This is a genomic window from Dyadobacter bucti (genome assembly GCF_005869225.1).
Taxonomy (GTDB): Bacteria; Bacteroidota; Bacteroidia; order Cytophagales; family Spirosomataceae; genus Dyadobacter; species Dyadobacter bucti.
This window is the reverse complement of the sequence record NZ_SWFP01000003.1, coordinates 667,132-685,700: the sequence shown is the minus strand read 5'-3', so window position 1 is coordinate 685,700 and position 18,569 is coordinate 667,132. Positions and strand designations below refer to the sequence as shown.

The 18,569-nt window shown below is 44.9% G+C and carries 10 protein-coding genes; all 10 read right to left on the bottom strand.

Features of this window, described 5'->3' with window-relative positions; all coding sequences use genetic code 11:
* Positions 1-16 precede the first annotated feature (16 nt).
* Positions 17-2,320 carry a polyphosphate kinase 1 gene (ppk1, locus tag FBF61_RS12875; protein ID WP_138477650.1) on the bottom strand — a complete coding sequence of 768 codons (2,304 nt, stop codon included), beginning with the start codon at positions 2,318-2,320 and terminating at the stop codon, positions 17-19.
* A 161-nt stretch (positions 2,321-2,481) separates the two neighbouring features.
* Entirely contained in the window at positions 2,482-4,437 is a 1,956-nt protein-coding gene (gene gyrB / locus FBF61_RS12870; RefSeq protein ID WP_138477648.1) for a DNA topoisomerase (ATP-hydrolyzing) subunit B, read from the bottom strand.
* Positions 4,438-4,630: 193 nt separating this feature from the next.
* Entirely contained in the window at positions 4,631-6,325 is a 1,695-nt protein-coding gene (locus FBF61_RS12865) for a hypothetical protein (RefSeq protein ID WP_229215026.1), read from the bottom strand.
* A gap of 120 nt (positions 6,326-6,445) precedes the next feature.
* On the bottom strand, positions 6,446-8,143 hold the full coding sequence (locus tag FBF61_RS12860) for a hypothetical protein (protein ID WP_138477645.1): 1,698 nt from the start codon (positions 8,141-8,143) through the stop codon (positions 6,446-6,448).
* A 218-nt stretch (positions 8,144-8,361) separates the two neighbouring features.
* On the bottom strand, positions 8,362-11,532 hold the full coding sequence (locus FBF61_RS12855; RefSeq protein ID WP_138477643.1) for a PVC-type heme-binding CxxCH protein: 3,171 nt from the start codon (positions 11,530-11,532) through the stop codon (positions 8,362-8,364).
* 65 nt (positions 11,533-11,597) lie between these two features.
* Positions 11,598-12,497: a ThuA domain-containing protein gene (locus tag FBF61_RS12850; RefSeq protein ID WP_229215025.1), complete on the bottom strand. Its 900-nt coding sequence runs from the start codon at positions 12,495-12,497 to the stop codon at positions 11,598-11,600.
* Positions 12,498-12,655: 158 nt separating this feature from the next.
* On the bottom strand, positions 12,656-12,871 hold the full coding sequence (locus FBF61_RS35530) for a PIN domain-containing protein (protein ID WP_138478123.1): 216 nt from the start codon (positions 12,869-12,871) through the stop codon (positions 12,656-12,658).
* Positions 12,872-13,063: 192 nt separating this feature from the next.
* Positions 13,064-13,747, bottom strand: a complete 684-nt coding sequence (locus FBF61_RS12840) for an outer membrane beta-barrel protein (protein WP_138477641.1) — start codon at positions 13,745-13,747, stop codon at positions 13,064-13,066.
* A gap of 80 nt (positions 13,748-13,827) precedes the next feature.
* The gene (locus FBF61_RS12835) at positions 13,828-15,144 is read right to left on the bottom strand and encodes a vanadium-dependent haloperoxidase (protein WP_138477639.1); all 1,317 of its coding nucleotides are present in this window, start codon (positions 15,142-15,144) and stop codon (positions 13,828-13,830) included.
* Complete coding sequence (locus FBF61_RS12830; protein ID WP_138477637.1) at positions 15,144-18,464, bottom strand: VCBS repeat-containing protein; 3,321 nt, start codon at positions 18,462-18,464, stop codon at positions 15,144-15,146. The genes FBF61_RS12835 and FBF61_RS12830 overlap by 1 nt, the downstream gene beginning before the upstream one ends.
* Between the last annotated feature and the right edge of the window lie 105 nt (positions 18,465-18,569).

The following is an 18,569-nucleotide window of genomic DNA, read 5'->3' as shown; positions in this document are numbered from 1 at the left end:
ACTGTAAATACTCTTATCAGCTGTTGAGAGATTCCAGCTCCGTATTGGTTCCCTCTTGCTCACTTTCCTGCTCAGGCTCTTCCGTTTTTACATCTTCAAAGAGATTGGTTGCCATCACCTGATCGAGCGTGACATTGTAAAACGCTTTGTGAACGTTCAGAGGCTCCCTTCCATCCTCTATTTCACATTTAATGTAGGTGCCGTCTTCCTGCATTTCGTAAGAATTTACGTTATCCTGCAGGCTGTAATAAAGGATATGGATCGCCTCTTGCCTGACCCTCGGGTCCACTAGTTTGAAAAGTGATTCAATCCGTTTGTCAAAACTCCTGACCATGGCATCAGCGCTACCGCCGTATACAACCGGATCGCCGTTCCTATGAAAATAGAATATCCGGGAATGTTCCAGAAAATCCCCTACCAATGAACGAACGGTAATGTTTTCGCTCAAACCTTTTCTTTTGGGGCGAAGGCAGCACATACCCCTTACAATCAGCCGGATCGGTACGCCCGCTCCGGACGCTTTATACAATTCCAGGATCGTATCCCTGTCTTCGAGCGAGTTGATCTTGATACAGATACCACTTTTCAATCCGGCCTTGGCATTTTCTGCTTCCTGCTGGATCAGCTCTATCAGCTTGATGCGCATATAGCGTGGAGCAGTGATAAGATTCTGATATTCAGAGGGAATGGAATGTCCTGTGATAACATTGAAAAACTCCGAAATATCGTGGGTATACTCCTCGTTGGAAGTTAGCAAGCCGGTATCCGTATACAATCGGGATGTATCTTCATTGTAATTACCACTCGACAGGTGGGCATATCGCAGTACCCTGTTTCCTTCATTACGGACGATCAGAAGCAGTTTGGTATGCGTTTTAAGCAAGCCGATTCCGTATATTACAAAACAGCCTGCTTTTTGAAGCCGTTGTGCCTCCTTAATGTTATTTTCTTCATCAAAACGGGCTTTCACCTCGAACAATACCGCCACGTGCTTACCGTTTTCGGCAGCATGCAGCAAGGCTTCTGTAACCCGCGAATTTTTGGCAAGGCGGTAAATCGTCAGCTTGATGGACAATACCTTCGGATCTTCCGCTGCCTGTTCCAGAAGTTGTAAAACCGGCTCAAAATTATTGTACGGATGATGCAGGAGGATATCCCTTTCACGCATCACTTCAAAAATATCCGGGATCCGCTCGCGTTCCATTCCCAGCGGCGGAACCGGCGGATGGATCGGTGGTATCTGGTCTTTGAACTCGGGATGCTTGATAATACTCCAGAAGGAAGTATAGTCGATCAGACCTTCGATCGGAAAAACATTATAGTCATCTATTTCCCACCGCTTTTTGATCAGATTCAGCAAGTCGGGATTAGTGTCCGGTTCAATGGAAACCTGCACTACCCGGCCAAGCCTCCGGCCTTTTATTTTCTGTTTGATCTCGTCAATGAAGTCCGCTTCTATGTCGTCACTTTCTTCCAGGGAGAAATCACCATTTCTGATGATCCTGAAAAGATTTGTCGAAACGATATCCACATTACGGTACAGTTTGTGAACATGCGCACGTATGATGCTCTCAATCGGTAAAAATAAAAGCTCATGCTCACGCTCAAAAGCATAGAAACGAGGAAGATTCATTGGTATCTGAACAAAAGACAACTTTCTGTCTTCCTCAGAGGTAGTTCCCTTCACCTGCGTGATCACTGCAAAAACCAACACTTTCGCCAGGAGTACCGGAAATGCGTGGGTGTAGTCAAAAAGCATGGGTGTAAGCATCGGATATACCGTGCGCTCGAAATACTCTTCAACCACTTGCTTCTCTTCACTATCCATTTCCTCTAGGCCGACGATCCTGAAACCATGCTCGGCGAACAATGGAAGCAGTTGATCTCTATAACAATCATTTTGCCGACGGACAAAATCATGCAGTTCTTTCATTAAAACCTTCCGAAAAGGAATTTCCCGCAATCCGGAATAGTCAAGCCTTTCCTTGCCGAAATCAAGGTAATTATACAAACTCCCAACCCGGATCGTAAAAAATTCGTCCAGGTTGGAAGATGTAATGGCGAGAAATTTCAAACGATCAAAAAGATTACGTTCATCATTAATTGCCTGATCCAGAACCCTGTCATTAAATTTCAGCCAGCTCAAATCACGGCTGATGAGATCACTCTGCTGTACCAGCGTGTTGACCTTTTCCGAAGAACTGACATTTTTACTTTCTTCCATAGCTACCTGTTCTTTGGGGTTCTTGAAAAAAGAAAATAAGCTCGTCAATCTCCCTTTTTTTTCACTGCTGTATATAGGATCGTTCGTTCCGGGCATAATAGTAATTCAATTTGTGTTTTAGTTGCGGATGCTCTAAAAATTCAACGAATCTAATAATCTATTGTTTTCGTGAAAATGAAGTTTGTGTTAAATTTAACTAAAAACGGATGACTGAAAATCACAGCCATCCGTTTTAAAAATCAAACCAGAATAAACTGTTAGACGTCTACACGGGCGTATTTAGCGTTCTTCTCTATAAAATCACGACGTGGGGCAACTTCATCTCCCATCAGCATAGAGAACAGGTGATCCGCCTCAGCTGCCGATTCTACTGATACTTGTTTCAAGCTCCTTCCGTCGGGGTTCATCGTCGTTTCCCAAAGCTGCTCAGCATTCATTTCTCCCAAACCTTTGTAACGCTGCACATTGACGGAATCCTCACGTCCGGCACCGATTTCCCTCACTGCAAGTTCCCGCTGTGCCTCTGTCCAGCAATATCTTTCCTCACGGCCTTTCTTGACAAGATACAGTGGCGGCTGTGCGATATAGATATAGCCATGATCGATCAAAATCTTCATATATCTGAAAAAGAACGTAAGGATCAGTGTCCGGATGTGACTACCATCAATATCGGCATCCGTCATGATCACAATTTTGTGATAACGCAGCTTTTCAATATTCAAAGCTCTTTCGTCACCGTCTTTTCCGATCTGCACACCCATTGCGGTGAACATATTCTTGATCTCCTCATTTTCATAAATGCGGTATTCCTGCGCTTTTTCCACATTCAGGATCTTACCCCGAAGCGGTAATATAGCCTGATATGCCCGGTTACGGCCCTGTTTTGCAGTTCCGCCCGCAGAGTCCCCTTCGACCAGGTATAGTTCACAGATTGATGGATCCGTTTCTGAACAGTCCGAGAGTTTTCCAGGCAAACCTGTTCCCGAGAGAACATTCTTCCGCTGAACCATCTCCCTTGCTTTTTTAGCCGCAATACGTGCTTTGGCTGCCAGAATGACTTTATCAATAATAACGCGCGCTTCCTTTGGATGTTCAGCCAGGTATGTGTCCAGCATTTCCGAAACAACCTGGCTCACCACACCGGTCACATCTGAATTCCCAAGTTTGGTTTTGGTTTGTCCTTCAAACTGCGGCTCCTGGACCTTGATTGAAATCACAGCGGTAAGTCCTTCACGAAAATCATCTCCGCTGATCTCTACTTTTTCTTTTGCCAGAACACCTGATTTTTCGGCATAATTTTTCAGTGTCCTCGTCAAAGCAGCCCTGAAACCCGATACGTGCGTTCCGCCTTCAATGGTATTGATGTTGTTCACATAGGAAAATACGTTTTCGCTATACGATGTGTTGTACATCATCGCGACCTCAACAGGAACAGTCCCTTTCAGGTTTTCCATATGGATAGGCTCCGGGATCAGCGGCTGACGAGTTGCATCAAGATAAGCTACAAACTCATTCAGACCAACTTCTGAATAAAACTCTTCTCCACGGAATTTACCGTCTTCATCTTCCTCCCTCTTATCTTCCAGCGTAATCCTGATCCGCTTGTTCAGATAGGACAATTCGCGAAGGCGGGTTGCAACCGTTTCGTATTTAAACTCGGTCACTGTAAAAATCGTGGCATCAGGAAGAAAATGGATGAACGTTCCCGTTTTCTCCGACTCTCCTATCACCCTTGTCGCGTACAACGGCTTGCCTTCGCTGAATTCCTGCTCAAAAATCTTCCCTTCCCTGTGTACTTCCGCACGCAGGTGTATAGAAAGCGCATTTACGCAGGAAACCCCTACGCCGTGCAAACCTCCTGAAACCTTGTAAGTATCCTTATCAAATTTACCCCCGGCGTGAAGAACTGTCAATACAACTTCAAGAGCTGATTTTTTTTCTTTGGGGTGCATTCCGGTTGGAATACCGCGTCCATTATCCTGAACAGTAACGGAATTATTCTTTTCTATGGTAACATTGATGGTGTCGCAGTAGCCGGCCATCGCCTCATCGATGGAATTATCAACAACTTCCCAAATCAAGTGGTGAACTCCTTTAAAACCAGTGTCACCAATGTACATGGCCGGACGTTTACGAACGGCCTCTAAACCCTCAAGAACCTGGATATTTTCGGCTGAATAACTATTTACTTCAATCACTGTTTCGTTTGACATATAGTTTGTTTTACTCTGGGATAAAAAGAACCATTTTCAGGCTTTTTAAGCACGTAAAGATACGGCTTTTTTCGCAGATTTCCAGCTTAAATACCGGATTAAATGCACCACCCGCAGGCTTTTAAAAATATTAAATTACCAATAAAGCGATATCCTCAGCAGGCAAATCGCGAAGGGCGGATCAACGATGAATTCATCGCAGGCAGTAATTCCATTTTGAGAAATAAAGGGATTTGTTCAGCTTGTAAAACGCTTCATATTTGTTGTTTCTCACATCCAGAATCGCAAGATCATATACGCCTTCGCCCAGGTCGTCATTCCTGAAGAATGCATTGAATCCCTTTCTGTAATAGTTGCCGTTGAGGATCCTCCTCTTCGCTTCAATTTTTGGATTCGCTTGTACCAGATGAATTCTGCCGTCATCTCTGCATTTTAAAACAAGAAAGCGATCGTCGGAAAACTGCTTGCGGGCGGGCGCCACGTCACTCCTCACAAAAAAGTATGTCAACCTTTCTTCTCCCTTCTTCGTGCGTCTGCTCACATTCCAGTCCTGTACATAAATTCCTGCCTCTCCGACCGGTGCAATAGTATACCGATAAAGGGAATCCAATTGACTTTTTTCAATAATTGCCTCAGGTAACTTCAGAACACCTTTATTATAGGCAGGGTGAAGATAAAACGCTGCGTTGTCCCTGACGGTTTTTTCAACCGAATACATAGTTCGGTTGTTTTTCCAATTGAAAATATCGGCCAGATAGGTCGCTTTTTTTGCCGCCACAATTTCCGTAAATGTGTAATACGAGTAGCACCAATAAAATGCACTAAGGCAGGTAAGGACGGCCAGTACAGATTTTCTTCTTGCAAATTCAGTGGTATCAAGCAGCAAGAGATAAAAAACCACCATAGACAATGCTGCATAGATCTGAAAACGGCTGGCAATGACACTTCCGCTCCTGGACCTGCAAACCGCCACAATCGCGGCAGTGATGAGAATAAAGGCAAAAAAGGTAAGCAGTTCGATGGTACCTGACTTTGAGCTGTCGTTTTTTTCATAATTGACCAGGGATTTTTTAACCATCAGAAAAATCACAAATGCCGAAATAAAGACCCCGTGCACCGTAGAGACAATATCCGGCTGCCCGAACACCGATACTCCAGACCCTATGAATGCAAAAAGAGACGAAAACAAATCGACTACATTATCCTGTATCGTTGCTTCTTGCCCCGTTTCATAACTTAAAAGATATATGGCAAGCGCAGCAAACATAGATACTGCTGTTCCCAGCATCCTGCGGTAATTCCGGAAGCAGAAAAAGTAGAACATTATCGCCGGAAAAGATATAATGCCACTGCCAAACGTAAACGTTGCCAAAAAACAAAATAACATCGCAATCCAAAATCCTTTCAATGTGCCTGATGACACCGATGCTATCGCACATAAAACAAATACAATGAGGAAGGATTGCTGCATACCTGTGAGGGCCCAGTTCGAAATTTCGTGGTATAGCGGCTGGAAAAACAGGAACGCACAAGGAAGAAAATAATACAAAGGCAAAGCCATTTTTCTGAACTGAAAGTACAGGAAAACGAATATCAAGGTAACATTTACCGAGACTACAAAAAGGCAGAACCTGAAATTCACGTATCCGTTAATCAGGAAATAGCAATAGCTGACAAGCTTCGGGATCACAGCCTTGTGATCGTTATAAGTTTTGAAGAGCTCGTGGATGAAAGTACTCCAACTGAAAGGCTCTTTTGTCACCTGCACGGTAAACTGGAGGAGCGAAAAATCATCCAGAAAAGGGAAATTAACGGAATAAAAACGATTAAAGAGAAGGTAAAATGCAATTACTGCACTGATGGCGAGGCCACTTAGAAATTTCAGCATGATCTTATAGTGTGTGTTTGGTAGCGCAATTAAATAATTATTGCATCATCAAACAATACGCCATGCCACTTATTTAAGTATCACCAGCATCCTTTTCGAGCGTGGGTGAACCAATTAATTTTATTTTATAATATAGCCGTTATCACCTACATAAAGCAATTCCTTGAACTTGTAAAGGCTTTTATCACCGCAACAGCCCACATCCAGCATCCCCAGCTCGTATGTCCCCACATCCAGGTCATCTTGTCTCAGTGTTGCCAGAAAGCCTGTTTTGAAATAGCTTCCTCCGCCGAGTACATGCTTCCTTCCCTCGGTTTTAGGATTGGCTTGCATCAGATAAAACGTGTCAGTCCCCTGAGCCTTTAAAACGAGAAAACGGTCTTGCAGTAGACGTTTGCGTTTTGGAATGCTATCTGCGGAGACAAAAAAGTAGTTAAGCGTATCTTCACCGGTTTTTGATGCCCTCACGATTTTCCAGTCCTCTATTTTAATGCCCGCAGATTTTATAGTTCCCGAATCGGGATAGTACATTGCATTCATTTCTGCATTTCCTACGACCGGCCTGGGCAGCTTGAACACCCCTTTCTCATAAGCAGGCAATAAATAGAAATTCCCTTTAGATACAAGGCTCCTTTCCACAGAGAACATGTTTTTGTTGTTTGTCCAGTTGTAAACATCTGCCAGGTAAGCAGTCCGTCTGGCCGCAACGTCGCCAGTAAATGTGTAGTAAGAATATCCGCAATACAACGCGCTCAGGCCGGTGATCACCAGTAGAACAGCCCTCTTTCTTAAAACCACGGAATAATCCAGCAGCAAAAGATAAAAGATGACCGTGGACAACGCTGCATAAATTTGGAACCGGCTTGCAATGCTGATTTCGGTCCACGACCGAAAAATAGCTATGACAAGGGCTGTTGTAAATATGAAAACAAAAAAAGTAAGCAATTCCAGAGTTCCCGGTTTAAGGCATGCCGGCTTATTGAAATAGGTAGCTCCTACTTTGATCACCAGGAAAAACATCAGCACCACGATCACGATACCCCACAATACCGGCCATAATACATGGCTTCCCAAAACCGACATGCTGAAACCGATGAAGCTGAAGAGAAAAACAAACAATTTGGAAATACTCGCCGGAAGCTGAACTGCCTGCCCCGACTCATAACCGATGAGATATATCAAAAGCGAAACGATCATAAAAAAAGTTGCCCCGCCCGCTTTTTTGAAATCTTTCCGGCATAAAAAGTAAAAGATGATAGCCGGAAACGAAAGGATGCCGTTTCCGTGCGTGAAAGTGGCGAGGAAACAACAGAACATGGCCACGTAGAAAGCCCAGGCAGTACCACGGGAAACCAAAATAATGGCGCTCACCGTAAAAGCGATAAGGAATGTATGTTGCATACCATTCAGCGCCCAGCCCGAAACTTCGTAAAACTGCGGCTGAAAGAACAGAAATGGCGCGGGCAAAAAATAGTAAAGCGGATGTCCAGATTTCCGGAACTGTAAATAGAGAAAGTAGAAGATATAAAGGACATTGACTGTTACCAGTACGATGTAAAATCTGAAATTGAGATGTCCTGTCAGGTTGTATTCAACAAGGGAAATGAGCCTCGGAATGACCGCCTTATGATCATTAAAAGTTCGGAACAACTCATTTACAAGCTCCCACGAACGAAGGCCACGGCTGGTAACCGTTTCAATAAACTGAATGAGCAGAAAGTCGTCCTGAAAAGGGAAATTAACAGAGAAATAGTAATTATAAATGATATATAAAATGACTACAAAACTGATTGTCAAACCTGAAAAAAATCTTAGCATAGCGTTGTGTTAGTTGAGTCCCGAATCGAACGTAACCTAAGCGGCACTCAATTTAACTACACAAAACTATGAATTATTGCGGCCTTATATTCAAAATAATCCTACTTTTCATTTAGAACACTCATTACAACCATCGTTTTCGTTCCGATACCTGGCATAATAAAAGAGCGGAGGTTGCCCACCGCTCTTTTATTATGCCTCAAATAACCTGTCAGGCTTTATTTCTCCATCGGATGATCTTTCAGTAATTGTTCCGGAGAATAAAAATCTTTTTTACTTTCAGTAGCTGCTCTCACTTGTTTTACCTTTTCCGGAAGGATCGCGGCGCCTTTGTTTCCAAACGAATTCCTTACATAAGTAAGAACAGCCGCGACTTCTTTGTCATTCAGCAAACCTCCGAACGGTGTCATCGGCACCTGTCCTGCATATTTTTGTCCTTGCACTTCAATAGGCCCCAGGAGTCCTTTCAATACCACTTTGATCAGACGCTCGTCACTCCCCGAAACCCAGTTGGTACCCGTCAATGGCGGAAACCCTGATGCAGAAAGTCCTTTTCCGTCAGGCTGGTGGCAAGTGGTGCAGTAACCTTCTTTCGCGTACACCTCTTTTCCGAGGTTGAAAAGCTCGAGTTCCTTTCCAACAAGGTTTGTTTTGGTCGCCACTACCTTTTCCTTTTTAACCGGCAACCCACTGATGTGTGCTACTGCCGCTTCGTGTGCATGCACCATCCAGTCGTCCAGCGGCATTTTGGCAGCTTCGTTCAGGATCGGCAGGCCTTTGTCTTTTGTCAGCCAGGAAGCAGCCACAATTCCTTCCAGACGCACCCGGCTATTTTCATCTTTTACCGCCTGCATCAACAAATTAGCCTGGTCAGCCACCTGATGCCCGGTATAGCGAACCACACCTACCGCTGCCGCGCGAACGTGATAATCTTTGGCTTTCAACAACTGGCGTAACAATTTCTGGTCTACTTTATTCAGTCCCCAGCTCACCCACAGGCCTTCCAGCAAATGGTGCTCGTATCTCGGGTCATTTTTGTCCAGTGACGCGGTCCAGGTCGTAAGCTTCGCCAATACCTGTTTCACATCCCTGCCCCTCAGCTCTCTTCTGGTTCTGTAACGTGTGCGGTACTCGGGCAGCTTCAGGTTATCCAGCAGTTCATCAATGCTAGCGCCTGCTACTTTGGCAGGTGTTACCAACGGCCGAGAAGGATAAGTGATGCGGTAAACCCTTCCGTGCGAATGGTCACGCAATGGATCTCTGGCGTTATGCTGCATGTGGCCGATCAGGATGTTATGCCAGTCGATAAGGTAAAGGGAACCGTCCGGAGCAAACTCCATATCGACAGGCCTGAAATTCCTGTCCTCACTTACCACAAGATCCATCCTGTGAGAACTTTTGTATCCTGTTCCGTCGTCTTTCAGCGTATGCTCTTTCATTCCCAAGAATCCAATGGTATTGTTGATCAGAAGGTCACCCTGCAGTTCGTCCGGGAAATGGCGGCTGGAAACAAATTCCAGTCCGGAAGTCGGGCGCACGCGGTGTTTCTCTTCAATCAGCTGTACCGACTTGTGGGTAGCTTCTCCATACCTCGGCAAAACAGTTCCCGGCATCATCCAGCGTACATCGGGGCTGGATGTTTCTGCGAAAAACGGCTGTCCCCAATCATCAAATGCAATACCCCAGGGATTTGGAATGGATAGCTGGGCAGTACGTTCGAGCTTATGCAGCTGTGGGCTGTATCTGTAAAAACCTCCGTTTGTTGCGCGAACGGGCCCATAGGACGTCTCTACATTGGTATGCAGGAAAACACCTTCGCCGGAATAGATAGCGCCAGACGGATCCACTGTGAATGCGTGGCTGTTGTGGTGCGTGTCATGATCATCAAAACCGCTCAAAAGGATCTCGCTCTTATCAGCTTTGTCATCGCCGTTGGTGTCCGTAAAGATTTTGAGATTTGTTCCCTGTGATACATAAACCCCTTCGGGAGCAATTTCGAATCCAAGCGGCAAATGAAGGCCATCTACAAAAACCGTTTGCTTATCAGCCTTACCATCGTTGTTGGTATCTTCCAGAATAATGATTTTGTCATTGGGCTTGGAATCTCCCGGCTTGTAATGCGGGTAACTTGGCATAGTTGCAACCCACAATCTGCCTTTATTATCAAAAGACATCTGCATAGGTTTTGCGAGATCCGGAAATTCTTCCTCCGAAGCAAAAAGCTCTATTTTATATCCCTCCGGTACTTTGAGTTTGGCAAGCGCATCCGCTCCGTACAGATAAGTAAGGCTTCCGTTTTTCTCCGGGTTGAAGTTGGTTTTAACAGGAGGTAAGGGAGAAGTGTTCTTATCCACCACACTGTAATCCGTTTTTTGTCCCTTGGACGCTGCCAGCCAAATCGCTGTGTCCCGGATATCCGTCAATTCCCTGATTTTCTGAATTTCAGCGGGATAGTTATCCTGCCCGAAAGGATTGTAACGACGGCCATACACGTGCACTCCGTTTGGAATTTTAAAATCGTTGTGCCACATCCAGTTCTTTTCCATCACAGCATCATGCACCAACGCGCGGTTTTTCTCAGCTTTAGGGGCTACTTTACCGAATATGTTGTCAGTCAAAAGAATACCCAATTTTCTGTACCCCTCTTCATTCAACTGAGAACCATCAATCGTCAAAGGCTCTTTGGTTGTTTCATACCATTTTTGTGAAGGCGTAAAAGCATCCACGAAAAGAACATTATTTTTTTCGGCCACCTCTTTCATCGCCTTGGTATACATGGCCAGATTGATGTTTTCTTTTACACCGTTCGGCAGGTCGTATAAATTTGAAAGGTTTTCAAACGCGATGGGCGACACTAATGCCAGCTTTGGAGCAGCCGTACCGTTATACTTTTGGCTCAGGGTATATTTCACAAAAGCATCCAGTTCAGCCTTGTAGTTTTCAAGTCCGGCTTTTCCCTGAAATGACTCATTATATCCAAAAAAAGCAATGATAATGTCTGTTTTAAGCCTTGTAAGCCATTGATCAGGTGTGTCAAAATGCCCTTCACTGTTTGAATTCGTGGCAAGTTCAGTCTGAAATTTCTCCGCGCCCGGAAATGCCCAGGGTAAGTTCCGGCTCGCATGCGGCCTGAAACCAGGGGTATCGCCTCCGTCGCACATGTTACGGATGTAAAGGGAACTATCCGGATAACGAACCTGCATTTCGGTTTCGAACAACCCGTAATTCATCATTCTCGACCCGAGGTTATTGCCGATCAAAACAATACGCGAGCCTTTTTTTACTTTGATAGATTCCGATTGGATAAACTGAAACGCAGTAAATGCGACAACGGTTATGCCAAATGCGAGGAGGAATCCCCTGATACTTTTTTTGCCGGGTTTGGTCATTTGTTCTTGGTGATTGTATCCAAAATTCTGAATAGGTTATAATTATTCTAAAGTGCTGGTAAACATTACTTGGCTTCCCGGTAAGGAACCTCAATGTCCATTTTGCCTTTCCATTGCTTCGGCACTTTTTGCCCCAGCTCCCAATGAATAGCATTGATAACCAGACGTTGAAAAGCTTCCTGTCTGAAATCTTCGGGATGTCCCAGTGTTGTCATAAACACTTTCCCGCCAAATGAATTGGTGCCTGTCCAGGCCACAGGGTTGTCGATCGCTGCTTTGTCAGGGTTGACAGATTTTCCCATCAAAAGCCAGGTCGATCCCTTCACAGGGTAATCGGGCAATACCCTGTACAACCAGGACCGTGCATGAAAAGAAGGAGCAACACCGGTAAGGATAGGGTTCTTCGCCTGCTCCGGGATCACGGTCACATCCGTGCTGCTGTTGTGTCCGTAGTGCGTGTGCTTGGCAGCACCACCCCATCCCGGAGGAGAATTCAGCGCAAATTCACCAAATGCGTTCCATTTTTCACTTTCATCCCCCTTTGGGAAATTGAAAGCGTGCGTAGTTGTGCGAAATCCCATTACCGGCTTCCCCTTTTTGAGATATTCATCGATAAGCGCCAGCTGATCTTTTGGCAACTGCCTCCACCGTAGATAAAAAACAGCCAGGTCTGCATCTTTCAGAGCTTCCAGCCCGGGTATGTTTTTCTCGCTGTTGTGGTCTGGGGATGATTTCAGGAAAATTGTCCGCATTCCATAGTTCTTCTCCAGCTCCGCCGCAATGATCGGAAGTGTTTCTTCTCCGCTATACTCATGGTCTCCCGTGACAAAAACCACGAGCGGTTTTTTATTTTTCGAAGATTTTGTCTGCGCAACAGTTAAAGCGGAAGTAGCTATCAGAAGTGTGGAAACAAAAAGGGCAAATGCAGAAAAACTGAATCTTTCATTAAAGAAATTTGCGTTCATCAATATGGGTTTAGAAAATGATATTAATTAAAATTCAAGGTTATAATTATTAAATTAAGGCTTTAACCCGGCCAATCTACCATTAGAAGCGGCATTTTCTTCCCGGCCGGCAACGAATCACAATCAAGACTTTTTAATCCAACTTTTCCCTTACTTTTTTATAGTATTTTAATGATTTTACCGCGTTCATTTTCTTCTGCTTTGACGTAGCTGTCGGCGGGAATGAGTTCTTCATGAAGAAAAGTATTGCAGGAAGTGACCAGCATTTCCAATTCATTGAGTTCTTCCTCGGTGATTTTCGTATGTTTCAGTAGTTTCTTTCGATGCTTATGAATCTCTGTTTTGAGAAAATCACAGCTATAAACTTTGCGGATATTTCTTTGTACCTCGCAAAATCAATAAAATCCTGCAATGTCTACCGTCGCCGGGAGCCTGATGATAATTTCCTCGCTATTGCGCTCTATGACCATTTCCGTTCAGATTAAACCTAAATATACCAAGCATACACCGGACTGCTGCGCCAGTGATATGTCAGTTAACGACATTACCACGAAGGAATATATAGCCTAAAACCTGAACCCCAGCGTGACCGAGGCCCTGGACAAGTCGACGCTATCGTCTTTGGATAACTTTAAGGTTTCAGTACTGAATGCAGTTTCACGGGTAAGGCGGTAAGCAGCTCCCATGATAGCAGTTCCGGTGAGATGAATAGCAAATTTCCGGCTCAACCGTCTTTCAAGACCAACGCTGATCCCCCACCCCATGGTTTTCCCTCTGAAAGTAAACCCATCTTCTCCGGAAACTGTATTGTTTTGATAAGGTTGATAACCCAGTAATAAGGAAGTCAGTACCGAGGTCCGGCTGCTGCCAAGCGGGGCACGATGGATCAGGGATGCGCCCATAAACTGGATCGTTACATCCTCACTCAGCTTTTCTGTTTCCGCTTTGCTCTGGTAGCGATCGTATTTTAAGCCGATACCGACTTTTTTCCAGGGAAAATAGCCCAGCTCCCCTCCAAAGAAAATACCTGATTTCAGGTTTCTGTGATAATTGATGTCGGCCCTTTTCACCTGCATTCCGGAGCGGTACAGTCTCTGACCGTAACCTCCGTTCAGGCCGAAAAACCACTTTGGACTATTATTGATTCCTGTACTGTCAATCTTTTCGTCTGCTACGGTAAGTTGCTGCGCATTCAGCCGGGGGTGCACCAGGCCGCTTATCAGTAAAACAGCGAAAATCAGTTTATTCATTATCGGGCAAAGCAGGATTATTATGATCACCCAAAACTAATATTTTCAGAGAGAATTAGCCGCCCCCGCACCTTATTTTATCAGATCACGGGCTTCACTCCATTATTTTTCAGCTTTTCGATGATATACTGTCCAAGCTCTTTACCCTGTAGCTGTCCGGCGGTAATTGCATCGCGGTAATGGATACCACCATATAAACGTGAAATTGCCGCTTCCTCCGCTGCCTGCCTGAACGATCTAAAATCTCTTGTCGGGAGGTCAAAAATCACTTCGGTATCATCCCGGAAAGAGAAATTATCCCCCAGCAGATAAGTAAGGGTTTCCGAAACGGCAGTAGAAATGACGCTATGCCCGCTGGTGTATTCCGGAAACGGAGGTGTTTGCAAAAGCGGCTGCCACTTCGGATCAATGTAGCGGTTAATGACCGTTTCCGGCCTTACCCGGCTGCTGCGGTATTTTTCATCCCAGCAACTGATAAAAGCATCCATCAGCGTAACTGCCGCAAGTGCGTGCACCATAATTCCCTTGTCCAGATCGAGTTTCGCCTTGGTAGTGGCAATTCCCGTGATATTCATCCAGTGACCTCCCGGGCTTATCTTTTTAAACCCGATCGACATGTGGCCTGATGTATTGATCGCGAATGGGTTGCAATCCCAATATGATGCTATAAACCTCTCTTTTTCAGTGAGTTTTTTTCCTACTTCATATACTTCACGGGCAAGTTTATAAAATTGGCTGGTGCTATCTTTACTGAATTCTACAGGCGGCTTGGGTACAAACTGGTTGCAAGAATCGATCATCATCGGACGGATCGTTTTCCAGTGCGGCTCAATGCCTTCTATATATCCTGGTGGCGTGGGGTACCAGTAGGCTTCTCCTTTTTTGGGCCTGTACCTGAGCCTGGTGCTCAATTTGAGATAGCCGTCGGTAGATGCATTTGCTGCAATTTTCTTTGCAACATCCTGCGCGACGGAAACCGCAACGTTTATCTCTTTCTGCGAATGGCCCTCCCTCAGGAGTGCGATAATCAGTTTTTTCTGATCTTCTTCGAGCATATATCCCGAAGGAAGGATCACCCGCCCTGTTTCCAGAATACAATAAAGCGCAGCGATCTGATAATTATATGCCACCGGCGATTCGACTTTGAAAGGCTCGATACTTCTGATAAATGCGGTCGGTGAGACAATCTGGCTGTTGTTCTGTGCTACAATTTCGTAAGCGCCCATCATGCAGTATGTGTAAAAGCGAGTGGCCGCAGGCGGATTTACCACGTCGTGGATCATCACCATCGTCACGGAAAATACAGCTGGCTGAAGATAGGATTTCAATCCTCCCTCAGGCTTCTGGGCATGAGCGAATTTTGTTAAAAACAATAGTATCAAAAAAACCGGGCGCATTACTTTTTCACGTTTTTGTAAAATTGAAGTGACTGATTAAAAGTCCCGATCACCAGGTGCGGCTGCTTGCCGATCAGTATCTCGATGCACGATTTGACATCACCGGTTACAGACAAACCTGAGTGGGGCTGATCCACATAAGTAAATCCCCCTTTTCCGTCCCCCGAAAGCAGGCAACCATAATTTGCGTCCATACTACCCAGTTTGAGACGATTGTCGGTTTTGTTCCCCAAGAGTAGTAAATCGAGGTTACCGTCCTTGTCAAAATCGCGAACAAGTATGGCATAAACAGGCGCAAACTGAGCTTGCAAAGGCAAAACCTGTTTCTGAAACTGCCCGTTCCGGTTCAGAAAACAGACTGAGCGAGCCTCTGTAACCGTCAGTCTGGTCGCTTTGGCCAGATCCTCAGCAGCGAAGATTTCTTTGATCGATGCATTTGCATAGTCCTTGTAAAAAGGGAATTTTTTCCGCATCGGATAAATCTGATCATTGAGCTCGTCGCGGCTGACGAAAGGATAAGATTTCCCCTGAATATAAAAACAGAAAAACGGATCGATCGAGCCATTTTTGTCAAAATCCGCAAAATACAGCTCTCCCGGCTCAGAACTTGATACCTTGATCTGAGAATTCAGGCCGATATTACCAGCGATAATATCCTTTTTACCATCTCCGTCGACGTCCTCCACTTTCAGTGCAGACCAGAAACCGTGTTCTTCTTCTTTGAAATATTGCGCCGTCTGATCCGTGAAATCTTTGCCTTTGTATGAAAATATTTTCACCGGCATCATTTCCCCGCAGATAACCAGCTCCACATTTCCGTCGCCATCAAGGTCGGCCCACTGTGCATCGGTCACCATACCGATCTTGAAAAAAGGACTTTCGGTGATTGTAAAATTACCTTTTCCGTCATTGGTTAAAAGAAATGAAGCAGGTGCCTCAGGATACCGACCAGGAACGACGCGGCCACCAACAAACAGATCCAGATCCCCGTCCTTATCAAAATCAAATGGTCGGACACAGGATTTGCTGCTTCCTTTGAGATTGGGCACTGATAATACTGACAGATTGAGCCTGCCTTTACCGTCATTGAGATACATTTCATCCTGAAACGAAATTGTATTGGGTTCAAAAAGTGAATATCCCCCCTTGGCAATATACAAGTCATCGAACCCGTCTCCGTTGGCATCAAAAAACACCGCCGCGGAAGCAGCAGATATATTTTCATCCCCAACCGCAAACCCCGGCATTTCCTGGAGGCGGCCGTCTGACTGCTGTAACCATATCTTCGCCTGCTTGTTCTGATCGCCGCTGATAAATACATCTTCAAACCCGTCCTTATTTACATCGCCCTTCGCCACGACAGGCCCGGTTTGCGAATACATGGATAACATGAGCGGCTGGCGCTTAAAATCATTTTCGTTAAAACCCTCATGCACATACTCGATAGCGTTGGATTCTTTTGTAAAAACAGGCGATTCGATTTTGGAAGTATTTACCTTCCTCAGTTTCCTGTCCTCTGATTTTTCAATAGTCAATACCTGATTGAGCTTCACGTCCGTAAAAACTTCTTGATCCCCTCCGGGCCAGATTATCTTCAAAGAATCGATGCTGGTTTCTTTTTCTAACCCGAAATGGACCCTGAGCGGTGTGCATGATAAATATCCTCTGTTTGGACTTACTTCCTGGTATTGCATTTTGCCTTTTGTATATACATAGGCCTTGGCACCAACACTATTTTTGTTTGCGGAATTCTCTTTGAGTTTTACTTCCAGCCAGGAAGTCGGGGATTTTTCCTGCCCGATATTCTGGTATACAAATGCAACTTCGTTGATGTTATTGACAACCAGGTCCAAATCGCCGTCATTGTCCAGGTCGGCATAAGCCGCGCCGCTCGAAATCGCGACATTCTGTAACCCCCATACCTCCTGCATTTTGGTAAAAGTAAGGTCGCGGTTATTCCTGAAAATATAGTTGGAAAGCTTTGTAGAAGGCATCGCTTTCACCAGATCCATCAATTGTGTAGGCTCTTTGTCAACCGCCCTTCTGATTTTATAATCGCCCCAGTATTTGAGAAAGTCTTTGTTGGTATAATCTCTGTAATAACCGTTTGAGACAAAAAGATCTTTGTAACCGTCATTGTCAAAATCGGCGAACAGTGGCGTCCAGCTCCAGTCGGTGTTGGAAACGCCGGATATCTGTGCAATTTCGCTGAAAGTGCCGTCGCCGTTGTTAAGCTGCAGCATGTTACGCATATATTGCTTATACAAATTCTGCTTCATCATCAGCTCGAACGACTCGTAATTTTCCTGAAGCTGAAGTAATTTCTGGCGCTGGTTATCTTCGGGCAGCATATCTAGGGACATAATATCCGGCAGGCCATCATTGTTAAAATCGGCGATCTCGATGCCCATAGAGAATTGCGCCAAATGCCGGAAGTATCGCTGGGTCACATCCTCGAATGTCCCGTCTTTTTTATTGATATAGAGGTAATCGGACTCGTTATAATCGTTGGTAACATATATATCCTGCCAGCCGTCCATGTTCACGTCAGCGATCGCCATGCCCAGACCGAATGTAAGCGGGTACTGGTGAATACCGGCTTTCTTTGTAACTTCTACAAAATGGTTTTGCTGATTTTCAAATAATTTGTTGCCTGCCAGCTCGTCGGTCTCCTGTTTGAACCTAGCCAATTCCATGTTATCAATCTTCTTGACACTATGGTTGAGCAGCATCATATCCAGATCGCCATCGTTGTCATAATCAAAAAAAGCTGCCTGCGTGCTGTAGCTGATGTTGTCTAAACCGTATTCTTTGGCTTGTTCCAGAAATTTGAGATTACCCTGGTTAATGAATAGCTGGTTCTTTCTTTTTTCGTTATCCACTTTACCGGAATAGCATATATGGATGTCCAGCAGGCCATCGCCGTTCACGTCGGCCATTGTCACCCCGGTCCTCCACCCGCCTTTTCTGCCGTCCAGCCCTTTTCCTGCGGATAGCGTGATGTCTTTGAATTTCATAGTTTGCCCCTTTATCCCTCCCAGATTAAGAAAGAGCTTATTCGGGCCCATGTTGGAAGTAAAGAAGAGATCTTCGAAACCATCATTGTTGATATCGCCCACTGCCACGCCGCCGCCGTTATAGAAATATTCGTAAGCCATGACGTTCAGGTTCTCGTCTTCATTGATGGCATTGATAAAATCAACACCGGTCTGTTTGGGAGGAAGAAGTTGGAACAAGGCTTGCTGGCCTCTGACAAACGAAACTTGAAATGTCAGAAAACACAGAATAATCAGAGACTTACAAATAATTTTTGCATTCATTAACAGGCCTGTACCGAGCGTTTAAAAAAAGAGGATTTACCAAGAGTGAAAAAACTTCCACCGAAAGTTGAAGTTAAAACTTAGTATTATAAATTTAGAAAAAGG

Bases quoted from the DNA above. Each gene is read 5' to 3' on its own strand.
- FBF61_RS12855 (WP_138477643.1), bottom strand. From the start codon at position 11,532: ATGACCAAACCCGGCAAAAAAAGTATCAGGGGATTCCTCCTCGCATTT.
- FBF61_RS12850 (WP_229215025.1), bottom strand. From the start codon at position 12,497: ATGAACGCAAATTTCTTTAATGAAAGATTCAGTTTTTCTGCATTTGCC.
- FBF61_RS12840 (WP_138477641.1), bottom strand. From the start codon at position 13,747: ATGAATAAACTGATTTTCGCTGTTTTACTGATAAGCGGCCTGGTGCAC.
- FBF61_RS12830 (WP_138477637.1), bottom strand. From the start codon at position 18,464: ATGAATGCAAAAATTATTTGTAAGTCTCTGATTATTCTGTGTTTTCTG.
- FBF61_RS12860 (WP_138477645.1), bottom strand. From the start codon at position 8,143: ATGCTAAGATTTTTTTCAGGTTTGACAATCAGTTTTGTAGTCATTTTA.
- FBF61_RS12865 (WP_229215026.1), bottom strand. From the start codon at position 6,325: ATGCTGAAATTTCTAAGTGGCCTCGCCATCAGTGCAGTAATTGCATTT.
- FBF61_RS12835 (WP_138477639.1), bottom strand. From the start codon at position 15,144: ATGCGCCCGGTTTTTTTGATACTATTGTTTTTAACAAAATTCGCTCAT.
- ppk1 (WP_138477650.1), bottom strand. From the start codon at position 2,320: ATGCCCGGAACGAACGATCCTATATACAGCAGTGAAAAAAAAGGGAGA.
- gyrB (WP_138477648.1), bottom strand. From the start codon at position 4,437: ATGTCAAACGAAACAGTGATTGAAGTAAATAGTTATTCAGCCGAAAAT.